Here is a 20,838-nt window from a genome sequence, read left to right as displayed (position 1 = left end):
GTTTATGAAAAACCGCCTGATTTGCCTTTGTGCAATCATCTACTCATTCATGTCGGTAACTGCATTTGCACAGGTTACTGATGTTACTCCAACCAGTTACGGAATATGGCAATCCTTTGGTGACCCGGTATCGGCTACCGTAAATCCGGAGATAAAAGGCAGACTTTGCAACTTTAAATGGGCAGATATTCAGCCGTCAGAGAATACTTGGGATTGGACAAGTTTTGATAAAGAGCTTGCCGCACGGGCTGATGATGAATTGCCTGTTATATTCATGGTTTATACAGAAGAGGATGCTCCTACATGGTTGTACAGTAAGGGTGTTCCTAAAGTAATTCAAAAAGACAGGAAAGGAAATATAATAGCGGAATCACCTTATTTTAAAGACGCACTTTATAAATCATATTTCAAAGACATGATTCATAAAGTGAGAGAGCATGTGGAATCATTGCCTGCTTACATACGTAACCAGGTTGTGGCAGTACAGGCATGTTTGGGTAGTACCGGTGATTATATAAGTTATAAAGGAGATGTCGACTATCAGTACCGTATTGGCAACGGAGAGTTTTATGCATTATTCCAGGAATTCAGCCAGGTGTTTTATGATGAATATAAAAACACGAACCCCAAGATATATGTATTGCATAATCCTAAGAACAACGGGCCAGAGCAGGCATCCTGGATTTTCCAGAACTGCCCCGGCGGTTGGATAAAAATTGGCTCTATTGGCAAAGGTTTTCAATTAAATGACGAAAAAACAAAAGCGGGATGGTTATATCCTTTACTCAATAAAAAGATTTTAAACGGTGAGTATGTAAGATCGCGTTCTGAAATAATTGGTGGAAGTACCAAAGCTCCATGGTGGACAAAGGCCCCGGCAAAAAATATGTTTGCCTTAATGTGTTATGGTATTTACTGGGGGCTTGATTGGAGTAACCAGGGTTATGACCAGATAGGCGACAATATTTACGATTCAGCATTCGGATTTTATAACCGGTATGCCGGCAAAAAAGATCCAACACAAAGTGTGTATGCTATGTGTGCCTTGAAAGATGTATTGGATGCCGCTGATAAGGTTCGGTTTCCCGAAAATAAATATGGCAACGCGGTGCGCGGTAATGATAACAGGTATGTAAAAATTGCCAGTGAATACGCGTCTAACGGCGCAAAGCTCGAAGATACTTACATCGCAATGGGTGATGAATTAGGAAATCTTTCAGCAAAAGGTACAAACGATGTTGGCTGGGATCTTTTTTCAGGCAATTACGACCGATACATCAAACAGGTAAAATCAAACGAAACCAGTGTTGGCTACTGGAACATAGAATCTGCTGACAAGAACAGTATGTATGGTAAATATGGCCGCGGCTTCGATCTTGCTAAAGGAAAAGATGCACTTTACTTTAATATTGAAGACACGTTCTTTAACAATGTGCCATTAACTGGCAGCCACCCGGTTGTTCTCGAAGTAGTATACTTAGACAACAACTCAGGCAGTTGGAATTTAATGTACGATGGTGTTGATAATGCAGATAAAATAGCACTGACAGTGAGCGGCACAAAAAGTATGTTATGGAAAAAAGCTTCTGTAACATTAACAGACGCCTATTTCGGCAATCGTGGTAAAAACGGCGCCGATTTTTACATCGCGAATACGGGTACAGAAAATGTAATATTCTCCATAGTAGAATTAAGAAGACCTGTTGCAGGTGAAAAACCCGGGCTTACTGCTACTGAACTTAAACCATTTTCTACGGCATGCGCTCAGGGGCCAACTTTCCAGGTGTTGTATGTTGGTGGTGCATTTATGCCAGATGGCAATGCAATCGTAGGACCATTAAAAGGATTTAGTTTTTCCATCGATAGTGGCAGAACTTACCCCGATTCCGTGATCATTAAAAATCATGGTGCACAATTCAACCAAAAGATATTTGTAAAATATAATCCGGCAGCGGAAGGTGTCTTCAATGGCGCAATACCTGTGCGTGCTGATAATGTTGAGCCTATTTCAGTTAATGTTACAGCCTCTTCTGTAAACAGCAGTCCGCAGCTTTCGCAAACCGTAAAGAACGTAAGCTGCTTCGGGGCCAATGATGGTTCAATTGATCTTACCTGTAAAGGCGGCATTGGACCCTTCACCTATAGCTGGGCCGGCGTATCAAATTTTAAGGCAAGTTCCGAAGATATCAGCAACCTTGCACCTGGCAATTATATTGTAACAGTTACGTCACCCGGTGGTTGCACAGCCAAAACCACTATAGAGATAAAAAGCCCGAAAGCACTGTTAATTAATGCCAATGCACCGCAAATTCCGGCAAACGAGTTCTCAACAAATGTAAATGTTACAGCAACAGGCGGCGTTGCTCCATATACAGGTACAGGCAATTTCGTTGTAACGCCAGGTACGTACACTTACAAAATAACAGATGCCAACGGATGTTCTGCTTCTGCAGATGTAACGGTAACAAAATCTGCCGGTGCACTTTCTGCATTCGCTTCATCAAAAAATATAAGCTGCCATGGTGGTTTTACAACCATTACGGTAAATGCGCAAGGCGGTAAAACACCGTATAAAGGCACGGGAGATTTTATCGTATCTGCTGGTACATACACTTATGTTGTAAAAGATGCAAATGGGGTAGAAAGTTCTGTAACCGTTACTGTAACTGAGCCTCCTGTGTTAAATGCGCTTACAGAACAGGAAGCAATACTTTGCAATGGAGATACAGCAACAATAACCGTAAGTGCAACAGGCGGCGTTACACCCTACACAGGTGTTGGTAATTTTAGTGTGCGTGCAGGCGTATACAGTTACACAGTTGTAGATGCCAACGGCTGCAGGGCTGTGAAAACAATAAACGTTCCGCAGCCAACAAAATTAAAAGCGTCTGTTGCAGCAAATGAGATTTTATGTAATGGAAACACAACAGATGTAGTTGTTAGTGCTTCAGGCGGTGTAGCACCATATACAGGAACAGGCAATTTCGCCGTAACTGCGGGTACGCACGAGTTTGCTGTAAAAGACAACAATGGCTGCGAAGCGCTGAAATCAGTTGAAATTGTAGAACCTCAGCCGTTGCAGGTAAATGCAAGCGCGGCACCGCTTGTTGAAAATAAGGCAACTACAACTGTCAATATCGCAGCAACAGGCGGCGTGGCACCATATAGTGGTGTTGGCAATTTTGAAGCAGCTCCCGGAACATATAGCTACGTTATTACTGATGCCAATGGTTGCAAAGCAAATACCTCTGTTACAGTGTCTAACTCAGAGGTTAAACCACTGGTAATAAATGTAACAGCAAAAGATATTTTATGTGCAGGTGGTACTACCAATGTAAACGTGGTTGCAAGAGGTGGAATTGAACCATATGCAGGCACAGGTACTTTTTCAGTAACTGCAGGAACATATACTTATACTGTTACAGATGCCAATGGCAGTACAGCACAATCAACTATTTCAATCACAGAACCGCAGCCTCTCGCTGTATCATTCAACGATATGGCAGATATAGCTGCATGCCAGGGAGCTTCGGTTGCTATTGCAGTAGATGTTACAGGCGGAACAGCACCTTACCAGTATAACCTGAATGCAGGTGCTTACCAATCCAGCAAAGAGTTTAAAAATCTTGCCGATGGTGCTTATACAATCATTGTAAAAGATGATAATGGTTGCCTGGCATCTACCTCTGCAGTGGTAAACAAAGTACCAGCAATGCGTGCATGGCTAACCGAAGTCCTCGATGTAAGCCAGTGCGGTTTTGCCGATGGTTCTGTTACTGTGGCCAACCAGGGCGGTATAGGGCCTTTCTTATACAGTATCGATGGTGACACATACCAGGCTTCCAATATATTCGCTAACCTGCCTGAGAACGATTACACAATCTCTGTAAAAGACGGCCGTGGTTGTGGAACAACGGCTCTTACAACTGTTGCAAGAGAAGGTGAACTTAAGCTTTCCGTTACCAACAATATACCTGTTAGTGCCTGCAGCAATAATGATGGTGAACTTACTGTAAGTGCTTCCGGTGGCAGCGGCTCATACCAGTACTGTGTAAACGGCCAGCCATTCAAAAAGAATAATGTGTTTGGTTCGCTGGCTGCAGGAGATTACACGGTTACTGTACAGGACTGGAGAGGTTGCTCAAAATCAATAACTGTAACTGTAAATAAAATTGCGCCATTGGCTGCAAAAATTCAAAGTGTAATCAATGCAGGTTCATGTTCAAATGATGGCTCATTAACCATGAGTGTTAGCGGTGGTACAGCTCCATATACCTACAGCGTAAACGGCGGTGCCGCCCAAAACAGCAATGTCTTCAACCAGCTTGCTGCAGGTATTTACAAAGTAAATGTGGCAGATGCCAGGGGCTGTATGTCAACTGTAATGGCAACTATAAGCAAGCATGCGCAACCGGAGCTTTCTTTAACCGCTACAGATGCCAGTTGTGTAAGTGCTGCAGATGGTACAATTACAGCCAATATATCCGGCGGTATAGCGCCGTACAGGTTTAGCATAGATGGTAAGCCGTTTGCAAACAGCAATGTGTTTGCAAACCTCAGGGCAGGTAAACATATCGTGAGTATCGAAGACAGCAAAGGCTGCTCAGCAACAGCCGGTATAACTGTAATGGAAGGCACAGGAAACTGTGGGCCTTCATTACCTAACGGCCTTGATGTAAACAATGACAGGCTGCAGGTAGCCATACTAAATAATCCTTCTCCAACAAACTTTACACTTGTTACAAACAGTTTAAACAACGACAAGTTAGATGTTTACGTGATTGATGTAACCGGGAAGGTTATTTATAAAACTACTGGTTCATCAAACCAGCGCTATGTATTCGGCAGCGACTTTGCTTCAGGCATGTACATCGTAAGAGTAATAAAAGGTGTGCAGGTTGCAGATACTAAAATAATAAAACAATAAACCACTAACCCACATAAAAACAAAACACACAAAGCCATCTTATTTTTATAAGATGGCTTTTTTATTTGTGGCCCGGCTGCATTGCTGCTATGTAGCGTCCGTTGCGTCGCACTCTTGTACTGTTAATACATTACTCAGCACATGCAACCTTCTTTCGCCTTCAGAGGCTTTATTCAATGCGCGGTTTGTTGATGTTAAATGAATCGGTAAGAGTTACCGGCAGGTCCAAACGTTTTCAATACGGCTGGCTTCGGCTATAAAGTCGTCTGCTGTATAACCAGTATGCATATAAAACTGGTTGCCTTCAGCATCATAATAAAAGGTAACGCAATTACAATTCGGGCCGTTGCAACTGTAGAGGTATACTATTTTGTGTCGCCACGTGTATTTGTCAACAAAGGGCCCGCATGTACAATCATCCTGTTGCATCAAAAGCTTTACAGAAGCCGGAACGGGAAGGGTTTTGTCATCTTTTTTACAGCCAGCAAATAACAATGGTATCAGTAATATTGAAAGGGCAATCGCAAGTCTTTTGCTGTAAAAAATCATGGCTGGTGTGTTTTACTTGCTGACACACCAATACTGCACAGCGTTGCATATGCAGCCGGAACATATTTACATGATTTAATTTTTACGCGCTTCGTGTTGAATAATGAACCGAACGTACAAGTGAGTGACACAACTGCAGCTTAATAGTAGTACTGCAGCTTGAGCAATAATTACATGTTACCTGAAGCTAACCATGGATGTAACAGGGTAACGGTTGTTGCGGTAGCCCATCATATCTACTTTCACACTGCCCACAGCAATGGGGCTTTCTATACGTACGGGAAAGTGGTTGGGATCATCTGTTACCCAAACGGTCATTTTTTCGCCGCCTTCGAAAATGGTGCCTTTTACAAGAAGTGGTTTAAACTTAATGGCGCGGAATTTTCCATATTTAGTTTTGACAGTTTCTTTACCCATATAGCGTATGTAAAGGTTGTACACTTCATTGTCGAGAAACATACTAAATGGAATTCTGTCGCCTACTTTGTATTTGTTGAAGTCTATATTGCGTGCGTAGTAAATGGAACTCAGCACATCTTGTACGCAATTTGGCAGTTTAAACACGCCATCGTTTGTTACGGCTGTATTGGTGTGCTGGTTAAACGTTACATTCTCTGTTTTTTTGTAACCACCTTCATCTACACTGCGTATAAATTTCAATGGCTGAAGGTTTGTTGTATCAAAATAACTTTCATAGCGGTCCCGTACTTTAAATATCCAGTCGTAGCCGGAATTTGTGCGGCCTTCACCCACTACATGGTAGCAGGGCACGTTGTTCATACGCTCCTGTGTAAGGCTGAATGTAGCTGTACCTGCATTAACATAAATGCCGGCTACAGCATAAAACACGTTGTAAGTAATCATTTCGCCTGCCTTGAAAGCTTTGTTACCTAAGCCGCAAAATTCATCGCCTGCAGAAAGGTTAAGCCAACTTACGATAGATATAATGCCGATGATAATTTTCTTCACGTTACCTGTTTCTGAATAATTTGATGCCTAATATGAACAAACTTCCTGCCACAGCAGGCAGAATAAGGTTTATCAGCCATATACCTGCCGTTGTGGCAATTATGCCAAGCTTATTTAAACTCAACAGACCAAACAGTTGCAACCCGGCCTCTCCGCGCATTCCAAGATCTGCTACCGGTATGGTTGGCAAAATTGCCAGTACAAGAAATAACACCGCTATGGTTGCTATTGCATCTGCTGTACCAAGCTGCACGCTAAAAATATGCAACATAGCTATATACTGAACGATAAAAATGCAATACCTGCCGGCAGAGAGCGACAAAATTCTTGTTAAATCTTTACGGCTTATAGTTTCGAGGTATTCTACCATAAAGCGGTATTTGTGTACAAAAGGTATTTTCTCAAACATGATCGTAAGCCAGTTAAGCTTAAAAAAGATAACCAGTAAAAGCAGCGAGCCCGCGGCTATCATAAAGATGATGCCATTTACAAGAAAGACCGATAAGCCTTTGAACTGTTCAAGGTTTGCCCAACTGCCATTTTTTAAATAAAGCAGGCCTGCAAGGCCGGCAGACAGCGTAACAATCAGTTGTGCCATACTGCCAACAAGTGTAAGGGTAATCGATTTAAGCCTGTTACCCTCATTCATATATACCAGCCTGCCCGCATAATCACCAATACCGTTTGGTACAAACAGTGACAGTGAAACGCCTGACAATACCGCTTTGTATGCTGTAAAATAGTTAACGGGCTGTATTCTTTTTACCAGCACATGCCATTTGCGGGCTTCAATACCCCAATTAATAGCAACCAATGTTAACAGTAATATTATTACCGGAATATTATCATTTGATAAGGCGCCGCTCAACAGATCTTTGGCTTCCTGCAGGCTGGCCTGGTTGCGTACTTTGTAGTAAATGGAAAAAGCCAGTACAACAAACAACAAAGGACCCAACACGTAATTCAACCATATTTTGTATTGCTTCTTCAGTTGTTTATTTTTTTCAAACCTACGCCAAAACACCGATATGCGCCCGTGGCATTACACAGCCAGCCGTGATTGCTGTTTTTGCTTCAGGTAAGAGAAAAACTATTTTCAAAAATTATTAGTCTATAATTTTGGTAGACTAATAATATTGCCTATCATTGCATTCATAATGCGAACAGTGAAATATACACGAATGCGATGTTGTTGTTAGGTACATGCACCCTTTGCTGCCATACAAATTATTATTAAATAACAACATTTCATTTTATGACAAACGCATATATTTTCTCGCACAATCGTATTGCTACTGAATTATCGTTAAGTGCCCGTGCCAGGCATTATGAACACTATCCACTCGTTAAAGGAAACGTGGCACCCCAGGTTCTTTTGAAAAGCAGTAACAGGCTGCATAAAAAGAGTCAGCAGCCTGCGCCTGCCGGTTACAGTCTGTTATCGTTGGATGAGCTGCTTCTCTCAGGAAAACCTGTAGTGCTGGTCTTTTATTCGCCTGTTGTGCATAAGGCAGATCACCTGCATTTTTTCAAGGTTTTGCAAGATCGCCTTGGTCAGCATGCAACGTTGATAATACTGGCAGATCCTGGAAATTCATCTATAAGACAGTCGGCTGATCTGCTGGGTAAACTCAACATGTATGTTGACAGGCATAATATAATTTCTGAGGCTTTTGGTTTGCACAATGAACAGAACCCACTCTGGAACTGGGTACCCGGTGTAGAGTCTGACACGGCATTTATCAATGCGTTTTATGTAATATCCCCGGGCAAGGAAATCGTATTCCACCATATTGATTACGGCTTTACATTTTTTTCCCAGGCACAGGAACAGCGTGAAAGTTTTATCCGGGATGTGTTGCAAAAAGTTCAGACAGGGACATCCGCGCCATTGGCATTCGCTACATCTTAACTACCTATATTATTTTTCGGGGGTAATGCTCTATGTCAAAGTTTTTTGCATAGAGCATTTTTGTATATAGCCATTCCGCATCTCAACAATATACCACACGCTACACGTATTACCTTTGTAAAAAAAGTATGTCATCATTAGTACAGGAATTTAATACCTACAGGGAAAAGATGAATGAGGTAATACTCAGCAAAAACAACCTGGTAATGAAGCGTCTCTGGAATCTTGATACAAACACTTACGAAGACGGCGCACTGGACCGTAAAACAAAAGAAATGCTCGGGCTCGTAGCCAGTATGGTATTGCGTTGCGACGATTGCATTAAATACCACCTCGGTAAAAGCTTTGAAGAGGGTGTAACAACAGATGAGATGTATGAAATTTTCGCCGTTGCGAATATTGTTGGCGGCACCATCGTTATACCACATACAAGACGCGCCGCGGAGTATTGGGAAGAATTGAATACCGCCGAAGCACCCGGGCATGTTCTGTAACCGTAATTTTGATGTATACGGTAAAGACAGTACAACTAACTTTGCAAAAGAATATCCAAAAACATGAGTACAGTTACTAACGGTGCTATCACTTTAACCGCAAAAGATTTTGCAACAGACCAGGAAGTGCGCTGGTGCCCTGGTTGCGGAGACTATTCCATTCTTGCGCAGGTGCAAAAGATAATGCCCGGTTTAGGCGTACCAAGAGAAAATATTGTCATTATAAGCGGTATAGGCTGCAGCAGCCGGTTCCCTTATTACATGAATACGTATGGCATGCATTCCATACACGGCAGGGCCACGGCTATTGCCACAGGTCTAAAAGCGTCCCGGCCAGAGCTTAGCGTGTGGATTGTTACCGGCGATGGGGACAGCCTTAGCATCGGCGGCAATCATACCATCCATTTATTACGCAGAAATCTCGATGTAAATATTCTGTTGTTCAACAACCAGATTTATGGCTTAACAAAAGGCCAGTATTCCCCCACTTCCGAAGAAAAAAAGATCACGAAATCAACACCGTTTGGCAGTATAGATCATCCGTTCAATCCACTGGCCCTTGCCATGGGTGCCGATGCTACATTTATTGCCAGGAGCATGGACCGCGACCCCAAACACCTGCAGGCAATGCTTACCCGCAGCCACCAACATAAAGGCGCCTCATTTCTCGAAATATACCAGAACTGCAACATCTTTAACGATGGTGCATTTGAAATATTCACCGAAAAATCTACCAAGGCAGATGAAGCCCTTTTTCTCGAACAGGGCAAACCTCTTGTATTCGGCGCCGACAACAGTAAAGGTATTAAGCTCGATGGCCTTAAACCCATTGTGGTCACACTGGGTGAAGATGCAGGTACAGACGATCTCTGGGTACACGACGAACAGGATTTTTACAAGGCACAACTACTCATACGTATGTTCGATGACCCAAGGGTACAGGGACATTTTCCCCGGCCATTTGGTGTTTTTTACCAAAGCCAGCGGGCATGTTACGAAGATGTAATGGCCATGCAAATTGAAGAAGCCATCGCACTCAAAGGAAATGGAAACCTGGACAAATTGTTACGTGGCAACGAAGTATGGGAAATTGTTTAAAAAATTAACCTGGCAATATTGTAGCCCCACTATTGTGGGGTTTATTTTTTGTATCAGCTGCGTTGCTACTATCATCACCTGTTGTGTCACTCACTTGTACTGTAGCAAATATGTGGGCACTGTGTAAATCGTTTTGTCATTACCACTAACCTGCGTGACCAATTTATTCATCTGTAAAATGGTTATCTTTCTGCATCAAACCAGACTGTCATGATGCATCGTGTGTTGCATACAATATTCCTCTTCGCGCTGGTCGCTTATTACGGTTGCGGAATCAGCAGTGCTGTAAAGCAAAACTATACATTCGAAGACAGGCAGGTCTTCGATCTCGTAGAGCGGCTTAAGAAAAACCCGAACGATGCAGCAGCACAGGCGTTACTGCCCGACGCTTACAGGGCCGCGCTGCAAAAGAGAGACAGCCTTACAGAAGCAAAATACTACAACCTCGGCGGCGGCGAAAGACATATTGCACTGGCAAATGAATGGCTGGTTATGCAACAGATGTACGAGGCCATTCTTTCTAATCCTGCCGCAAAAATAGCCATGCCAAACCCGTGGGATCCCGCTTTTAAAATTCAACAGGAATACAACCTTGCTGCAGATGAATTTTACCGGCAGGGCGTGGGCTACCTCAACTACAATACAAGAGAAGGCGCACAAAAGGCGTATGATTACCTTGTTAAAGCAAACAAGGCTGTGCCTGGGTACAAAGATGTAAGGGAACTAATGAGCGAGGCACTCGACAGGTCATACATTAAGGTAGTTGTAAGCCCTGTAAACTACTACAACAACGCTTTTAGCTACTGGGGTTTTCAAAATGACTGGCTGCAGCAGCAAATGGTTCGCGATCTCAATTTCCGCTCTTATAAAAATGTAAAGTTTTTTACTGATTGGGACGCCCGCTCTCAAAACATACGGCCCGATAAAATAGTGGAACTGAACTACACAAGAATTTACATAAGCCAGCTATTTACACAACAGTACTCAATAAACCGGAAAGCAGAGATTAAAACGGGTGAAACAAAAACCATTCCGCCAAAGCCAGTCTACGAAACGGTAACTGCCACGGTGTACGTAACTAAAAGATACATGCAAAGCAATGCTACGCTGCAATGCCGTATTTATGATGCGTACAGCAATCGCAACAGTTTTTACGACAACTTTTCCAATAACTACAACTGGAATATTGAAACGGCCAATTACCGTGGAGATAGCCGTGCCCTTACCGCTGAAGACCGGCGGCTTGTAAACAACAGGTTTACAAACGAGCCAGGCCGCGCTGAAATAGCAGACAAGTTGCTGCGGGATAGCTACAATACCCTGCTGAGCCGTATAAACAACAGGGTAAGCTTTTAGCTATTTACAGCAAAAGATTTCCCTGCATACTGCCATTCATACGTACAAAAGCTTCGGCAGCTTTAACGCCAAGTTCTCTGCCGCGAAAATCTTCCATAGCGGCATGGCCGCAAGCATAAATGCCCGGCGGGTCCTGGCTTACATGGCAGTACAATGCTTTTCTTTTTTGCTCCTGTGTGCCTGTTATATCAACATAATCCGTGGGGTGAAAGATCATCGTTTGCTCTCCTGTACACACTTCGAAAAAGTACAAAGGAAATTTTTGTGTTGCACGCATCCAAACCTGTATAGTAAGTAAGGCAGCACACTGGTGGTCTTTATGCGAATCTACCGGCCAGTGCGTAAACACCATGTCCGGCGCTTCTGTAATTATTAATTGTTGCAGTTTTTGTAACCATTCATTGTTTACAATACTGTCTCCGTCTGTTTGCCCGGCAAACACCGGTTTGGCATTTAGTATAGTGCAGGCATTTACGGCTTCCTGTTTTCTGATTGCGGCAGCGGCTGCATGTGTTGCACCTTCTATGCCTGCCTCTCCTGTGGTTAAATAGATAATGGTAACTGCATGCCCGAGCGCAGCAAACTTGGCCAGTGTACCGCCACAGCCGCTTTCAGGATCATCAGGGTGTGCGCCTACGCAAACAATTTTCTTCCGGTCTTTTTTGCTGGTTACCTGCGCCTGTAATAAAGCAGGTAAAGTAAGCAAACCTAATGTGGCTGTTGACTGATGCAGGAATTTTCTGCGGCTGTTTGTATATGAAGTCATGGCAATTAGTTGGCTATAAACCTAAACAAAAAACCAGTATAAAAAGCCGGCGCGGCGTTGAATATTGCCCGGTCATTTGTTGCAGTACAAGTGTGCGACGCAACAACAGCCGGGCTTTAGACAAAGTTGGGTACAAAAACATTTCCTGCGGCTTCATAAAAAATCCTGTTAACATTGCTGAGCGGTTTCGCTTTATTTTATTACACCAATACTTTCATGCAAACATTTGCCATGTATAAACCATTTTTACAAACACTGTTATTTGTTTCGGTCATCAGCCAGTCTGTGCAATGCCAGTCTACAGAGAAAATGAGTTTCGAAGCTTATGAGCCCGCCTCAACACTTGTAGTGCCGGAGCATCGGTTAACACATGCAAAATTTCCGTTTATTGATGTACACAACCATCAATGGGGTATGAGCAATGGCAGCCTCGATGGTTTGGTGGCAGACATGGATAAACTGAATATGAAAGTAATGGTAAACCTTAGCGGCGGTAATGGCAACAGCCTGCAAAAAATGAGTAACAATGTGCAGCAACAATACCCGGGCAGGTTTATCATTTTTGCAAATGTTGACTTTAATGATGTGGGTGCTGCTGACTGGACGGAGAAAGCAGTGCAACAACTGGAGCAGGATGTACGCAACGGTGCCAACGGCCTGAAAGTTTTTAAAAATCTTGGATTCTCTGTAAAAGATATTAACGGTAAAAGAGTAACGGTAGATGACCCGCGGCTGGATGCGATATGGGAAAAATGTGGTGCGTTGAAAATTCCTGTACTTATACATACTGCAGACCCCGAACCATTCTGGGATCCGCTGGATGAACACAATGAACGCTGGCTGGAGCTTGAAACGCACCCTGACAGAAAGCGCGGAGACAATAACCCTGCGCCATGGGAAACGCTGATTGAAGAGCAACACCGCATGTTTAAAAAACACCCGCAAACCACATTTATTGCAGCGCATTTTGGCTGGTACGCTAACAACCTGGCCAAACTGGATTCTTTACTTACCGATATGCCAAATGTAGTAGTAGAATTTGGTGCCGTAATAGCAGAACTGGGCAGGCAACCAAAAGCAGCCAAAGCATTTTTTACCAAATACCAGGATAGGATTTTGTTTGGCAAAGACAGTTGGGTGCCCGGTGAATATGCTACTTATTTCAGGGTGCTCGAGACTGAAGACGAATACTTTCCTTACCACAAAAAATACCACGCTTTCTGGCGTATGTATGGTATGGGCCTGCCAGATGATATTCTGAAAAAAGTGTATTACAAAAATACGTTGCGTATTATACCAAATATTGACAGATCACTGTTTCCCTCAGACTAAAAAATATAAAGCCACACGTATTGTGTGGCTTTATCGTTAGAAGACCGTTGCGGCAGGTTAATCTTTTTCTCCCCAGTTGTCCTGCATTTTCTTGTACGATTTTTTTGAAACCGTAGACTTTTTCCTGCTGCGCGATACTCCTTTTTTCTTACGTGCATTGATGTTGTTTACAAGCGAATTTTTAACGCCAAGCTTGTTCTTCTTTTTAGTGCCTTTCTTTTTTACTGCTTTTGCCATACTTCACTGTTTGTAAATAGACCAATGTATATATAGATCCAGGGCTTACGGGCCCGGGAGATTACGCCGCCATCCTGTTGTTCAATACGCCCGATCCCAATAACCTGGCAATTGAAAAACCTGCTTCTTTAAATAGTCTTTGAAATTCTTCTACCGAAAGGTTGTACTTGTTTGCCCAGTAAGCAATTTCTTTTGATTGATTAAAATTCTGCTGCACGTTATCGCTCAGTTTTTCTTTTTTATTGCGTGTCATAATTATTCGTTTTTAAATCGTTTGTACAGTAAATAATTCAAACGCTGTGCCTGAGCCAAAAACTATCTAAAACCTGTGGAAGTGCAGCTTTGCAGCGTAATAAATTCCACTGCTTATTATGTTTGTGTGGAAGAAATAAGAAAATTATGTTACCGGCTGTAGAATAAACCGGCAACTGCTGTTGCGTCGCACACTTGTACAGCAACAATACTATGCAGCAGCTCCGCGTTTTTCACTTACGCACGGCAAAACAGCTCGCTGTATTCTACCATTGGTTGCGTAAATTGCCACAAATTTTACAAGGGTGAACATAGCTGCGCTATACGATATATTCAGGCAACATCCGTCTGTACAAACAGATACAAGAAAACTTAAGGCAGGCGATCTTTTCTTTGCATTAAAAGGCCCCAATTTTAACGCCAACCAGTTTGCATTTAAGGCACTTGAAATGGGGGCAGCTTATGCAGTGGTTGATGAGGCGGTGGAAGGAGCAGACGAGAGAATAATTCAAACTGCAGATGTACTTGCTACATTGCAGGAACTTGCAAAGTACCACCGGCAACAGTTTACCATACCTTTTATAGCTATCACAGGCAGCAATGGTAAAACCACAACCAAAGAACTGGTACATGCAGTATTGTCTGCACACTATACAACCTATACAACAGAAGGCAACCTTAATAACCACATTGGCATACCGCTTACATTGTTGCGTGTAAAGCCCGATGCTGCAATGGCTGTAATAGAAATGGGTGCCAACCACCAGCAGGAAATAGCAGGTTATTGTGTATACACGCAACCTACACATGGTATTATTACCAATTGCGGTAAAGCACACCTGGAGGGGTTTGGGGGCATAGAAGGCGTAAGAAAAGGAAAGGGCGAATTATACGATTACATCAGGGCACACAACGGAACTGTACTGGCTTTTGATGATTATGATTACCTCCACAACATGAGTAAGGGCATTGCGCATATAGATTGGTATGGTACAAAAAACGGAACTGTAACAGGCCATGTAAAGCAGGGCGAACCATTTCTGAAAGTAGGTTTTACCCAAGGCACAGCGTTTAAAAATATTACCACACAACTTGTGGGAGATTATAACCTGCCCAATGTGCTTTGCGCAGTTGCAACGGGCAGGCATTTTAATGTGCCGGATGAAAAAATAAAGGCCGCTATTGAAGCCTATACACCTTCCAACAGCAGGTCTCAGTTAATAAAAAAGGGCAGTAATAAAATAATCCTGGATGCATACAACGCCAACCCAAGCAGTATGAAGCTGGCCATAGAAAACTTTGCCCGGTTGCATGCCGGCAGTAAAGTACTCATGCTTGGCGGCATGATGGAACTTGGTGAAGAAAGTTTGGAGGAACACCAACATATTATAGCGCTTATAGACAATTATACTTGGACACATGTGGTGCTGGTGGGTGGTGATTTTGGTAAGGTAAATCACCGCTATCAATATTTTAATACTTCGGCTGAAGCTGCAGGCTGGCTGAAAGCGCAGCAACTGCAAAATGCTTACCTGCTTATAAAAGGATCGAGAAGTATGGCAATGGAAAAAGTGCTGGGGTAAGAGACCTCAGGATTTTACGAACTTCGTATAAACAACGCCCTGCAGTAGCCATAAGAACGGAACGTACAAGTGAGTGACACAACAGGCGATGCCACAAAGACTACAGCCGGTAAACAAAAAATAAACGATGGACCTCCGCAAGAAATTTCCCCAACTGGAACAACCCCTGCTAGATGAGATTGAACGGGAAGGCATGATCAAAGAATTTGCTGCCGGTGAAGTGCTGATGCGTACCGGCCAGTATATAAAAAGCACCGTGCTTATACTGGATGGCATTGTAAAAATCTTTCGCAAAGATGAAGAAGGTGCTGAATTCCTGATGTATTACCTGCAACCCGGCGAGGCATGTGCTATTTCAATTATATGTGCCTCTAAAGCTGAAACCAGCCAGGTAAGTGCCGTGGCAATGGAAGATACTACCGCACTTATGGTGCCTATTAAATTCATGGATGAATGGATGAGCAAATACCGTAGCTGGTATTATTTTGTGCTCGAAACATACCGCACCAGGTTTGAGGAACTGCTCGTGGTGATCGACAATGTTGCATTTCGCAATATGGATGAACGTCTTTTCTTCTACCTCAAACGTTTTGCAGAAACAAATCATTCCAGCATTATTACACTCTCTCACCAGCAAATTGCCGATGAACTGAATTCCTCCCGTGAAGTCATCAGCCGCCTGCTCAAAAAAATGGAACAACGTGGGCTTGTTGCACTTAACAGGAATGCCATAGAACTAAAAGCAGGCGCTACTTTGTAACTAATGTCACCAGCTTTTATACCAGGTACCGGTTACATTTGTAGCCGCAACAGGGCACAAGCGCAGAATGTCAGCTATTGTATAACTGGCAATAAGTTTGATGCTTCATCTTAAACTATTTGTTATGGCTACTACAGCTAAAGAAACCTACGGAGACATCATCAATGGTACAAAACCTGTGCTGGTAGATTTTTCAGCAGAGTGGTGCGGCCCGTGTAAGATGATGGCGCCTGTTCTGAAAGAGTTGCACAACATGGCCGGCGATGCTATACGCATTATAAAAATTGATGTAGACAAAAACCCGCAACTGGCGGCCCGGCACAACATCAGCGGTGTACCTACCTTAATGCTTTTTCAACAGGGAAAAATATTGTGGCGCCAGTCAGGCGTAATACCTGCACAACAGCTAATGAACATCATCAGGCAGCATGCAGTACTTGCATAGAAATTGTTACTGTAAAAAATTAAAACACGACCTTTGCAAGCGAAACTTCACACTATGAGTGAGCCAAAAGGAAAGCCTTCTTATGTGCTAAGCGTTTTGGGCAATAAATGTCCGCGTTGCAGGGAGGGTTATATTTTCGAGTCGAAAAATGCTTACGCCCTAAAGCACAGCGTGTATATAAAAATGCCTGATAAATGCCCTGTTTGTGGCCAGCCTACCGAAATTGAAGTAGGTTTTTATTACGGCACCAGCTATGTAAGCTATGCGCTTACTGTAGCTTTTTCGGTATCCACTTTTGTTGCCTGGTGGGTATTGATCGGGTTTTCCATAGATGACAACAGGATCTTCTACTGGCTTACTTTAAATGCAGTTTTACTCGTGGTACTGCAGCCCGTATTTATGCGGCTATCGAGAAGTTTGTGGTTTAGCTGGTTTGTAAAGTACGACCCGGACTGGAAAGATCACCCCGTTGGTAACCATGAGCGCGTAGTAGAAGAACACATGGGTAACTGGTAAGCGTTATGTATTTATGTACCCGGCAGCAGTGCTGCTATCAGGCTGCCGTTGCGTCGCACACTTGTACGTTCAACACTTTATTCAGCAACGATACTGCATGTGCCAGGTGGTTGGCGCAACCACTTGCAGTAAATGCTACTTCGGTTTATATTTCGCCTCTTCAAATACCTGCTTCGCCGGCGTTTTCAGCAACAGGGGCAGTGTACGTTGATCATCCTGCGCCATCCACTTCTTCACAATCTGCCAGCCAACAAACTGTCCGATAAAACCGGGCGATGAATCGCCAAGCACTTCAGTACGCGGCCCATCGTTTACATATTCTCTTGTTTGCGCAGCATCTGTCAGGTACAGCATATTATTTTGCAAAAAGAAATTCCAGATGCCCGCTTCATTGGCATAACAGCCATCAAGTTGCTGTTGCGTGTAGCCCGTTTTAAGTGTGTCTGCAGTTTCCGGTAAAAACATATCAAGCATATACAAACGTTTTCCTGCTTCAACCATCTGGTACACCAGCGGCTGATCCGGCGCAGGTGCAGGATACAGGTCATCCATGATATTTTTCATGCAGTTTACCGGTATATATGCGGGCTCAAAACGCCGCGACTGGTATTCTGCATATACTTGCCTTACATAGCCTGTCTGGTACATAGGGTAGTCCTGGCCCAGGTATAATTGCAGGCCAATCGCAAGACCATCATTGGTAAGCACATTGGCATAACCTTCAACAGGCCCCGTAAATGTGATCAGGTGTTTGGGTAGCTTATACTCCGGGAAATAATATTTTACAAACTGAAATCCCCTGCTTACATCTTTTTGTATTTTTTCAACAGCCGGAAATTTTTCTGCTACTGCTTTCGCAATAGGTTGGTAATCGTAAATAAACCGTGGTACCTTTTTGTTTACGCTGTCTGGCAGCGGTTCAATTCCTAGGATATTGTACAGGTAGTCATATAAAAAACCGGGATATTTTTCATGCAGCCTGGTAAGCGCTGCAGGCACATTTGATGTGTCAAGCGTAAAAAAATCTTTATCAAATCTTTTTACGTCAAGCTCAACTTTTATAGCAGAAACATCAGGTATATGTTTTTCATCTTTACAGGAAAGGGTATAAAATGCAACCAGTAAAACAACCGCTATCTTTTTCATACTGCTAATTAACGATAAACCATTTAAATCATTTGCTCATTCAATAATTTTCGCAAAAACTGTAACAGTTAAGTGACCGCAAATCGTGAAATTTGCACACTAATCTTAGTGTTATGAAGATAGCATTGGCACAGCAAAATTATCACATCGGCAATTTCGAAAGCAATATAAACAAGATTATACAAGGCATAGAAGAAGCAAAGCAACAGGGTGCAGACATTGTTGTATTCAGCGAGTTGAGCATATGCGGCTACCCGCCAAGAGATTTCCTGGAGTTTAATGACTTTATCAATAAATGCTACGACGGTATTGAACGTATAAAACAACATGCTGATACAATTGCCGTAATTGTCGGTTCTCCGGCAAGAAACCCAATCAGGGAAGGCAAAGATCTTTTCAATGCGGCTTTCTTTTTAAACGGGCAGCAGGTAAAAGCAGAAATCCACAAAACCTGCTTGCCCACCTACGATGTGTTTGACGAGAACCGCTATTTTGAACCGGCATATGAATGGCAAACAATCGAGTTTAAAGGCAAACGCATTGCGCTAACTGTGTGCGAAGATATCTGGAACCTCGGCGACAATCCCATATACCGTATTTGCCCCATGGATATACTCATGGCGCAGCAGCCCGATGTAATGATCAACATCAGCGCCTCACCGTTCGATTATACACACGATGAAGACCGCAAAGCAATTGTAAAGGCCAACGTGCAGAAATACAAAATACCCATGTTCTATTGCAACGCCGTTGGCAGCCAGACAGAAATTGTATTCGATGGCGCCTCACTGGTGTTTGACAAAGATGCCAATCTCTGTGCAAAACTTCCCATGTTTAAAGAAGCAGTAGAAACGATCACGCTCAATGACAACGGAACAATAGATGCACCAATAATAGAAACAGCAGACCGCATAGCCGACCATGAATTGAACCCGCCGGCACTCGATGAGTTTTTAAACATTGCCCAGATTCATGATGCATTGGTAACAGGCATCAGGGATTACTTTAAAAAGATGGGTTTTACAAAAGCCATCCTTGGCTCATCAGGCGGTATAGACAGCGCTGTTACATTAGCGCTGGCATGCGAGGCATTGGGCAACGGTAATGTACGTGCTGTTTTAATGCCTTCTCCGTATTCTACAGATCATTCAGTAAACGATGCCGTACAACTAAGCAACAATCTCAACAATCCTTACGATATTATTCGCATCAATGAGATTTATGAAACATTCCTGGCCACGCTTAAACCCATCTTTGGAGATCTTCCTTTTTCACTTGCAGAAGAAAACACACAGAGCCGCACACGCGGCAACCTGTTAATGGCTATCTCCAATAAATTCGGTTATATCCTGCTCAATACTTCTAATAAAAGTGAACTTGCTACAGGCTACGGCACCTTATACGGAGACATGGCCGGCGGCCTTGGTGTATTGGGCGATTGCTATAAACTGCAGGTGTATACACTGGCGCAGTACATTAACCGGCATAAAGAAATAATACCGGAAAACATTATTTATAAAGCACCAAGCGCAGAGTTAAGACCAAACCAGAAAGACAGCGACAGCCTGCCCGATTATAGTGTGCTCGATAAAATATTGTATCAATACATTGAGCGGCGCATGGGCCCGGTAGAAATAAAAGCAATGGGTTTCGATGCTGCGGTGGTAGACCGTACGCTGAAGCTGGTAAACACCAATGAATACAAACGCAACCAGTTTTGTCCCATCATTCGTGTATCACCAAAAGCATTTGGTGTAGGAAGAAGAGTACCTATAGTAGGTAAGTACTTGAGTTAATTTTTTTGGTCAGCTTTGGTTTTTAGTTGCACTGTATACTTTGTCTATTATTGTTTCAGCGGAAGCATTTACTGGCGTGAAAACTGAATTTAATGATGTTATCAAATGTAGTTTTTCACGGCATCGCCTGTTGTGTCACTCACTTATGCGTACCGTTTATATGGCGTCTGCAGTGTTCCTGTTTGTTATGCGCAACAATATAAAACAGGGTTATATTACAACATTACACCAAACCAAATTGCCCCATGTGGTGCTTAAAATGTTTGTTGTGTACCATTAACCATTCTTCATAATTCAAAACACCCAAAGCCGGGTTTATAGCAGTGGTATTTGTTTCGAAGAATTTATCGAATGCAATTAAGGCCAGCTTCAGTTCCTCTATAGCAGCAGGTATATCTGCATACTTTAGTGGCGGCGGTGTATCACCAAGCATAGGCGTTTTAATGCCTTTTGGGTACGGCTTTACTGTATGCATCAGTAGTGGCCGCAGCTTCAGCGCCATGTCATCGGTAACAATCTGCTGCTGGGGAAAAACACCATTGGAAAAAGTAACGCCCCATACCAGGTGCTCTATCATGTGTTGTGGTGTCATTAAACCAAAAAGCGGCTGCTGATCACGCTGTAGTGTGGCAAGTTTATCAAATGCCTGTTGCCGGTTATTTTTAAGATCTATCATGTATAAAACAGTTGTTCAAAGAAT

Annotated in this window: 18 protein-coding genes; 11 read left to right on the top strand and 7 right to left on the bottom strand. The window is 43.0% G+C overall.

The features are described 5' to 3' along the window. The first annotated feature begins 4 nt into the window (after positions 1 to 4). Positions 5 to 4,927: a T9SS type A sorting domain-containing protein gene (locus I5907_RS05190; protein WP_196989659.1), complete on the top strand. Its 4,923-nt coding sequence runs from the start codon at positions 5 to 7 to the stop codon at positions 4,925 to 4,927. A gap of 726 nt (positions 4,928 to 5,653) precedes the next feature. On the opposite strand, the gene I5907_RS05185 is transcribed toward I5907_RS05190, so the two are convergent. Together I5907_RS05185 and I5907_RS05180 are read right to left on the bottom strand one after the other, a co-directional pair. After that, the gene (locus I5907_RS05185) at positions 5,654 to 6,445 is read right to left on the bottom strand and encodes a DUF3108 domain-containing protein (RefSeq protein ID WP_196989658.1); all 792 of its coding nucleotides are present in this window, start codon (positions 6,443 to 6,445) and stop codon (positions 5,654 to 5,656) included. Position 6,446: 1 nt separating this feature from the next. Further along, positions 6,447 to 7,403: a lysylphosphatidylglycerol synthase domain-containing protein gene (locus I5907_RS05180; RefSeq protein ID WP_346266782.1), complete on the bottom strand. Its 957-nt coding sequence runs from the start codon at positions 7,401 to 7,403 to the stop codon at positions 6,447 to 6,449. A 297-nt stretch (positions 7,404 to 7,700) separates the two neighbouring features. Between I5907_RS05180 and I5907_RS05175 the strand changes: the two genes are divergently transcribed. The 4 genes from I5907_RS05175 to I5907_RS05160 all read left to right on the top strand — a co-directional run bounded on the left by I5907_RS05175 (position 7,701) and on the right by I5907_RS05160 (position 11,305). Next, positions 7,701 to 8,357 carry a hypothetical protein gene (locus I5907_RS05175; protein ID WP_196989656.1) on the top strand — a complete coding sequence of 219 codons (657 nt, stop codon included), beginning with the start codon at positions 7,701 to 7,703 and terminating at the stop codon, positions 8,355 to 8,357. Positions 8,358 to 8,485: 128 nt separating this feature from the next. Then, the gene (locus I5907_RS05170) at positions 8,486 to 8,851 is read left to right on the top strand and encodes a carboxymuconolactone decarboxylase family protein (RefSeq protein WP_196989655.1); all 366 of its coding nucleotides are present in this window, start codon (positions 8,486 to 8,488) and stop codon (positions 8,849 to 8,851) included. Between the two features lie 63 nt (positions 8,852 to 8,914). Continuing rightward, on the top strand, positions 8,915 to 9,949 hold the full coding sequence (locus I5907_RS05165; protein WP_196989654.1) for a 2-oxoacid:ferredoxin oxidoreductase subunit beta: 1,035 nt from the start codon (positions 8,915 to 8,917) through the stop codon (positions 9,947 to 9,949). A 210-nt stretch (positions 9,950 to 10,159) separates the two neighbouring features. Then, complete coding sequence (locus I5907_RS05160; RefSeq protein ID WP_196989653.1) at positions 10,160 to 11,305, top strand: hypothetical protein; 1,146 nt, start codon at positions 10,160 to 10,162, stop codon at positions 11,303 to 11,305. Between the two features lie 4 nt (positions 11,306 to 11,309). Here the strand turns inward: I5907_RS05160 and I5907_RS05155 are convergent, their stop codons facing one another. Beyond that, positions 11,310 to 12,071, bottom strand: a complete 762-nt coding sequence (locus I5907_RS05155) for a PIG-L deacetylase family protein (RefSeq protein WP_196989652.1) — start codon at positions 12,069 to 12,071, stop codon at positions 11,310 to 11,312. 231 nt (positions 12,072 to 12,302) lie between these two features. Here I5907_RS05155 and I5907_RS05150 point away from each other — a divergent pair, with 231 nt between their 5' ends. Next, positions 12,303 to 13,403: an amidohydrolase family protein gene (locus tag I5907_RS05150; RefSeq protein ID WP_196989651.1), complete on the top strand. Its 1,101-nt coding sequence runs from the start codon at positions 12,303 to 12,305 to the stop codon at positions 13,401 to 13,403. Between the two features lie 57 nt (positions 13,404 to 13,460). Here the strand turns inward: I5907_RS05150 and I5907_RS05145 are convergent, their stop codons facing one another. Together I5907_RS05145 and I5907_RS05140 are read right to left on the bottom strand one after the other, a co-directional pair. After that, positions 13,461 to 13,640 (bottom strand): hypothetical protein, encoded by a 180-nt coding sequence (locus tag I5907_RS05145; RefSeq protein ID WP_196989650.1) that lies wholly within the window; start codon positions 13,638 to 13,640, stop codon positions 13,461 to 13,463. A gap of 61 nt (positions 13,641 to 13,701) precedes the next feature. Then, entirely contained in the window at positions 13,702 to 13,893 is a 192-nt protein-coding gene (locus I5907_RS05140) for a hypothetical protein (protein ID WP_196989649.1), read from the bottom strand. A 304-nt stretch (positions 13,894 to 14,197) separates the two neighbouring features. On the opposite strand from I5907_RS05140, the gene I5907_RS05135 reads away from it, so the two are divergent. The 4 genes from I5907_RS05135 to I5907_RS05120 all read left to right on the top strand — a co-directional run bounded on the left by I5907_RS05135 (position 14,198) and on the right by I5907_RS05120 (position 17,196). Continuing rightward, complete coding sequence (locus tag I5907_RS05135) at positions 14,198 to 15,475, top strand: UDP-N-acetylmuramoyl-tripeptide--D-alanyl-D-alanine ligase (protein WP_196989648.1); 1,278 nt, start codon at positions 14,198 to 14,200, stop codon at positions 15,473 to 15,475. Between the two features lie 127 nt (positions 15,476 to 15,602). Continuing rightward, a complete protein-coding gene (locus tag I5907_RS05130) occupies positions 15,603 to 16,235 on the top strand; it encodes a Crp/Fnr family transcriptional regulator (RefSeq protein WP_196989647.1) in 633 nt (210 codons plus the stop codon). 124 nt (positions 16,236 to 16,359) lie between these two features. Then, a complete protein-coding gene (trxA, locus tag I5907_RS05125) occupies positions 16,360 to 16,680 on the top strand; it encodes a thioredoxin (RefSeq protein WP_196989646.1) in 321 nt (106 codons plus the stop codon). Positions 16,681 to 16,734: 54 nt separating this feature from the next. Continuing rightward, positions 16,735 to 17,196, top strand: a complete 462-nt coding sequence (locus tag I5907_RS05120) for a DUF983 domain-containing protein (protein WP_196989645.1) — start codon at positions 16,735 to 16,737, stop codon at positions 17,194 to 17,196. A gap of 135 nt (positions 17,197 to 17,331) precedes the next feature. Here I5907_RS05120 and gldB read toward each other — a convergent pair whose 3' ends face one another. After that, positions 17,332 to 18,342 carry a gliding motility lipoprotein GldB gene (gldB, locus tag I5907_RS05115; protein WP_196989644.1) on the bottom strand — a complete coding sequence of 337 codons (1,011 nt, stop codon included), beginning with the start codon at positions 18,340 to 18,342 and terminating at the stop codon, positions 17,332 to 17,334. 113 nt (positions 18,343 to 18,455) lie between these two features. Between gldB and I5907_RS05110 the strand changes: the two genes are divergently transcribed. Beyond that, positions 18,456 to 20,138, top strand: coding sequence for an NAD+ synthase (locus tag I5907_RS05110; protein ID WP_196989643.1), 1,683 nt, complete (start codon positions 18,456 to 18,458; stop codon positions 20,136 to 20,138). A gap of 223 nt (positions 20,139 to 20,361) precedes the next feature. On the opposite strand, the gene I5907_RS05105 is transcribed toward I5907_RS05110, so the two are convergent. After that, positions 20,362 to 20,814: a DUF1569 domain-containing protein gene (locus I5907_RS05105; RefSeq protein ID WP_196989642.1), complete on the bottom strand. Its 453-nt coding sequence runs from the start codon at positions 20,812 to 20,814 to the stop codon at positions 20,362 to 20,364. Positions 20,815 to 20,838 lie beyond the last annotated feature (24 nt).

It is taken from the genome of Panacibacter microcysteis (assembly GCF_015831355.1).
GTDB classification, from domain to species: domain Bacteria; phylum Bacteroidota; class Bacteroidia; order Chitinophagales; family Chitinophagaceae; genus Panacibacter; species Panacibacter microcysteis.
This window is presented reverse-complemented; position numbering and strand designations above follow the sequence as displayed.

Bases quoted from the DNA above. Each gene is read 5' to 3' on its own strand.
- I5907_RS05190 (WP_196989659.1), top strand. From the start codon at position 5: ATGAAAAACCGCCTGATTTGCCTTTGTGCAATCATCTACTCATTCATG.
- I5907_RS05175 (WP_196989656.1), top strand. From the start codon at position 7,701: ATGACAAACGCATATATTTTCTCGCACAATCGTATTGCTACTGAATTA.
- I5907_RS05170 (WP_196989655.1), top strand. From the start codon at position 8,486: ATGTCATCATTAGTACAGGAATTTAATACCTACAGGGAAAAGATGAAT.
- I5907_RS05165 (WP_196989654.1), top strand. From the start codon at position 8,915: ATGAGTACAGTTACTAACGGTGCTATCACTTTAACCGCAAAAGATTTT.
- I5907_RS05160 (WP_196989653.1), top strand. From the start codon at position 10,160: ATGATGCATCGTGTGTTGCATACAATATTCCTCTTCGCGCTGGTCGCT.
- I5907_RS05155 (WP_196989652.1), bottom strand. From the start codon at position 12,071: ATGACTTCATATACAAACAGCCGCAGAAAATTCCTGCATCAGTCAACA.
- I5907_RS05150 (WP_196989651.1), top strand. From the start codon at position 12,303: ATGTATAAACCATTTTTACAAACACTGTTATTTGTTTCGGTCATCAGC.
- I5907_RS05145 (WP_196989650.1), bottom strand. From the start codon at position 13,640: ATGGCAAAAGCAGTAAAAAAGAAAGGCACTAAAAAGAAGAACAAGCTT.
- I5907_RS05140 (WP_196989649.1), bottom strand. From the start codon at position 13,893: ATGACACGCAATAAAAAAGAAAAACTGAGCGATAACGTGCAGCAGAAT.
- I5907_RS05130 (WP_196989647.1), top strand. From the start codon at position 15,603: ATGGACCTCCGCAAGAAATTTCCCCAACTGGAACAACCCCTGCTAGAT.
- trxA (WP_196989646.1), top strand. From the start codon at position 16,360: ATGGCTACTACAGCTAAAGAAACCTACGGAGACATCATCAATGGTACA.
- I5907_RS05120 (WP_196989645.1), top strand. From the start codon at position 16,735: ATGAGTGAGCCAAAAGGAAAGCCTTCTTATGTGCTAAGCGTTTTGGGC.
- gldB (WP_196989644.1), bottom strand. From the start codon at position 18,342: ATGAAAAAGATAGCGGTTGTTTTACTGGTTGCATTTTATACCCTTTCC.
- I5907_RS05110 (WP_196989643.1), top strand. From the start codon at position 18,456: ATGAAGATAGCATTGGCACAGCAAAATTATCACATCGGCAATTTCGAA.
- I5907_RS05105 (WP_196989642.1), bottom strand. From the start codon at position 20,814: ATGATAGATCTTAAAAATAACCGGCAACAGGCATTTGATAAACTTGCC.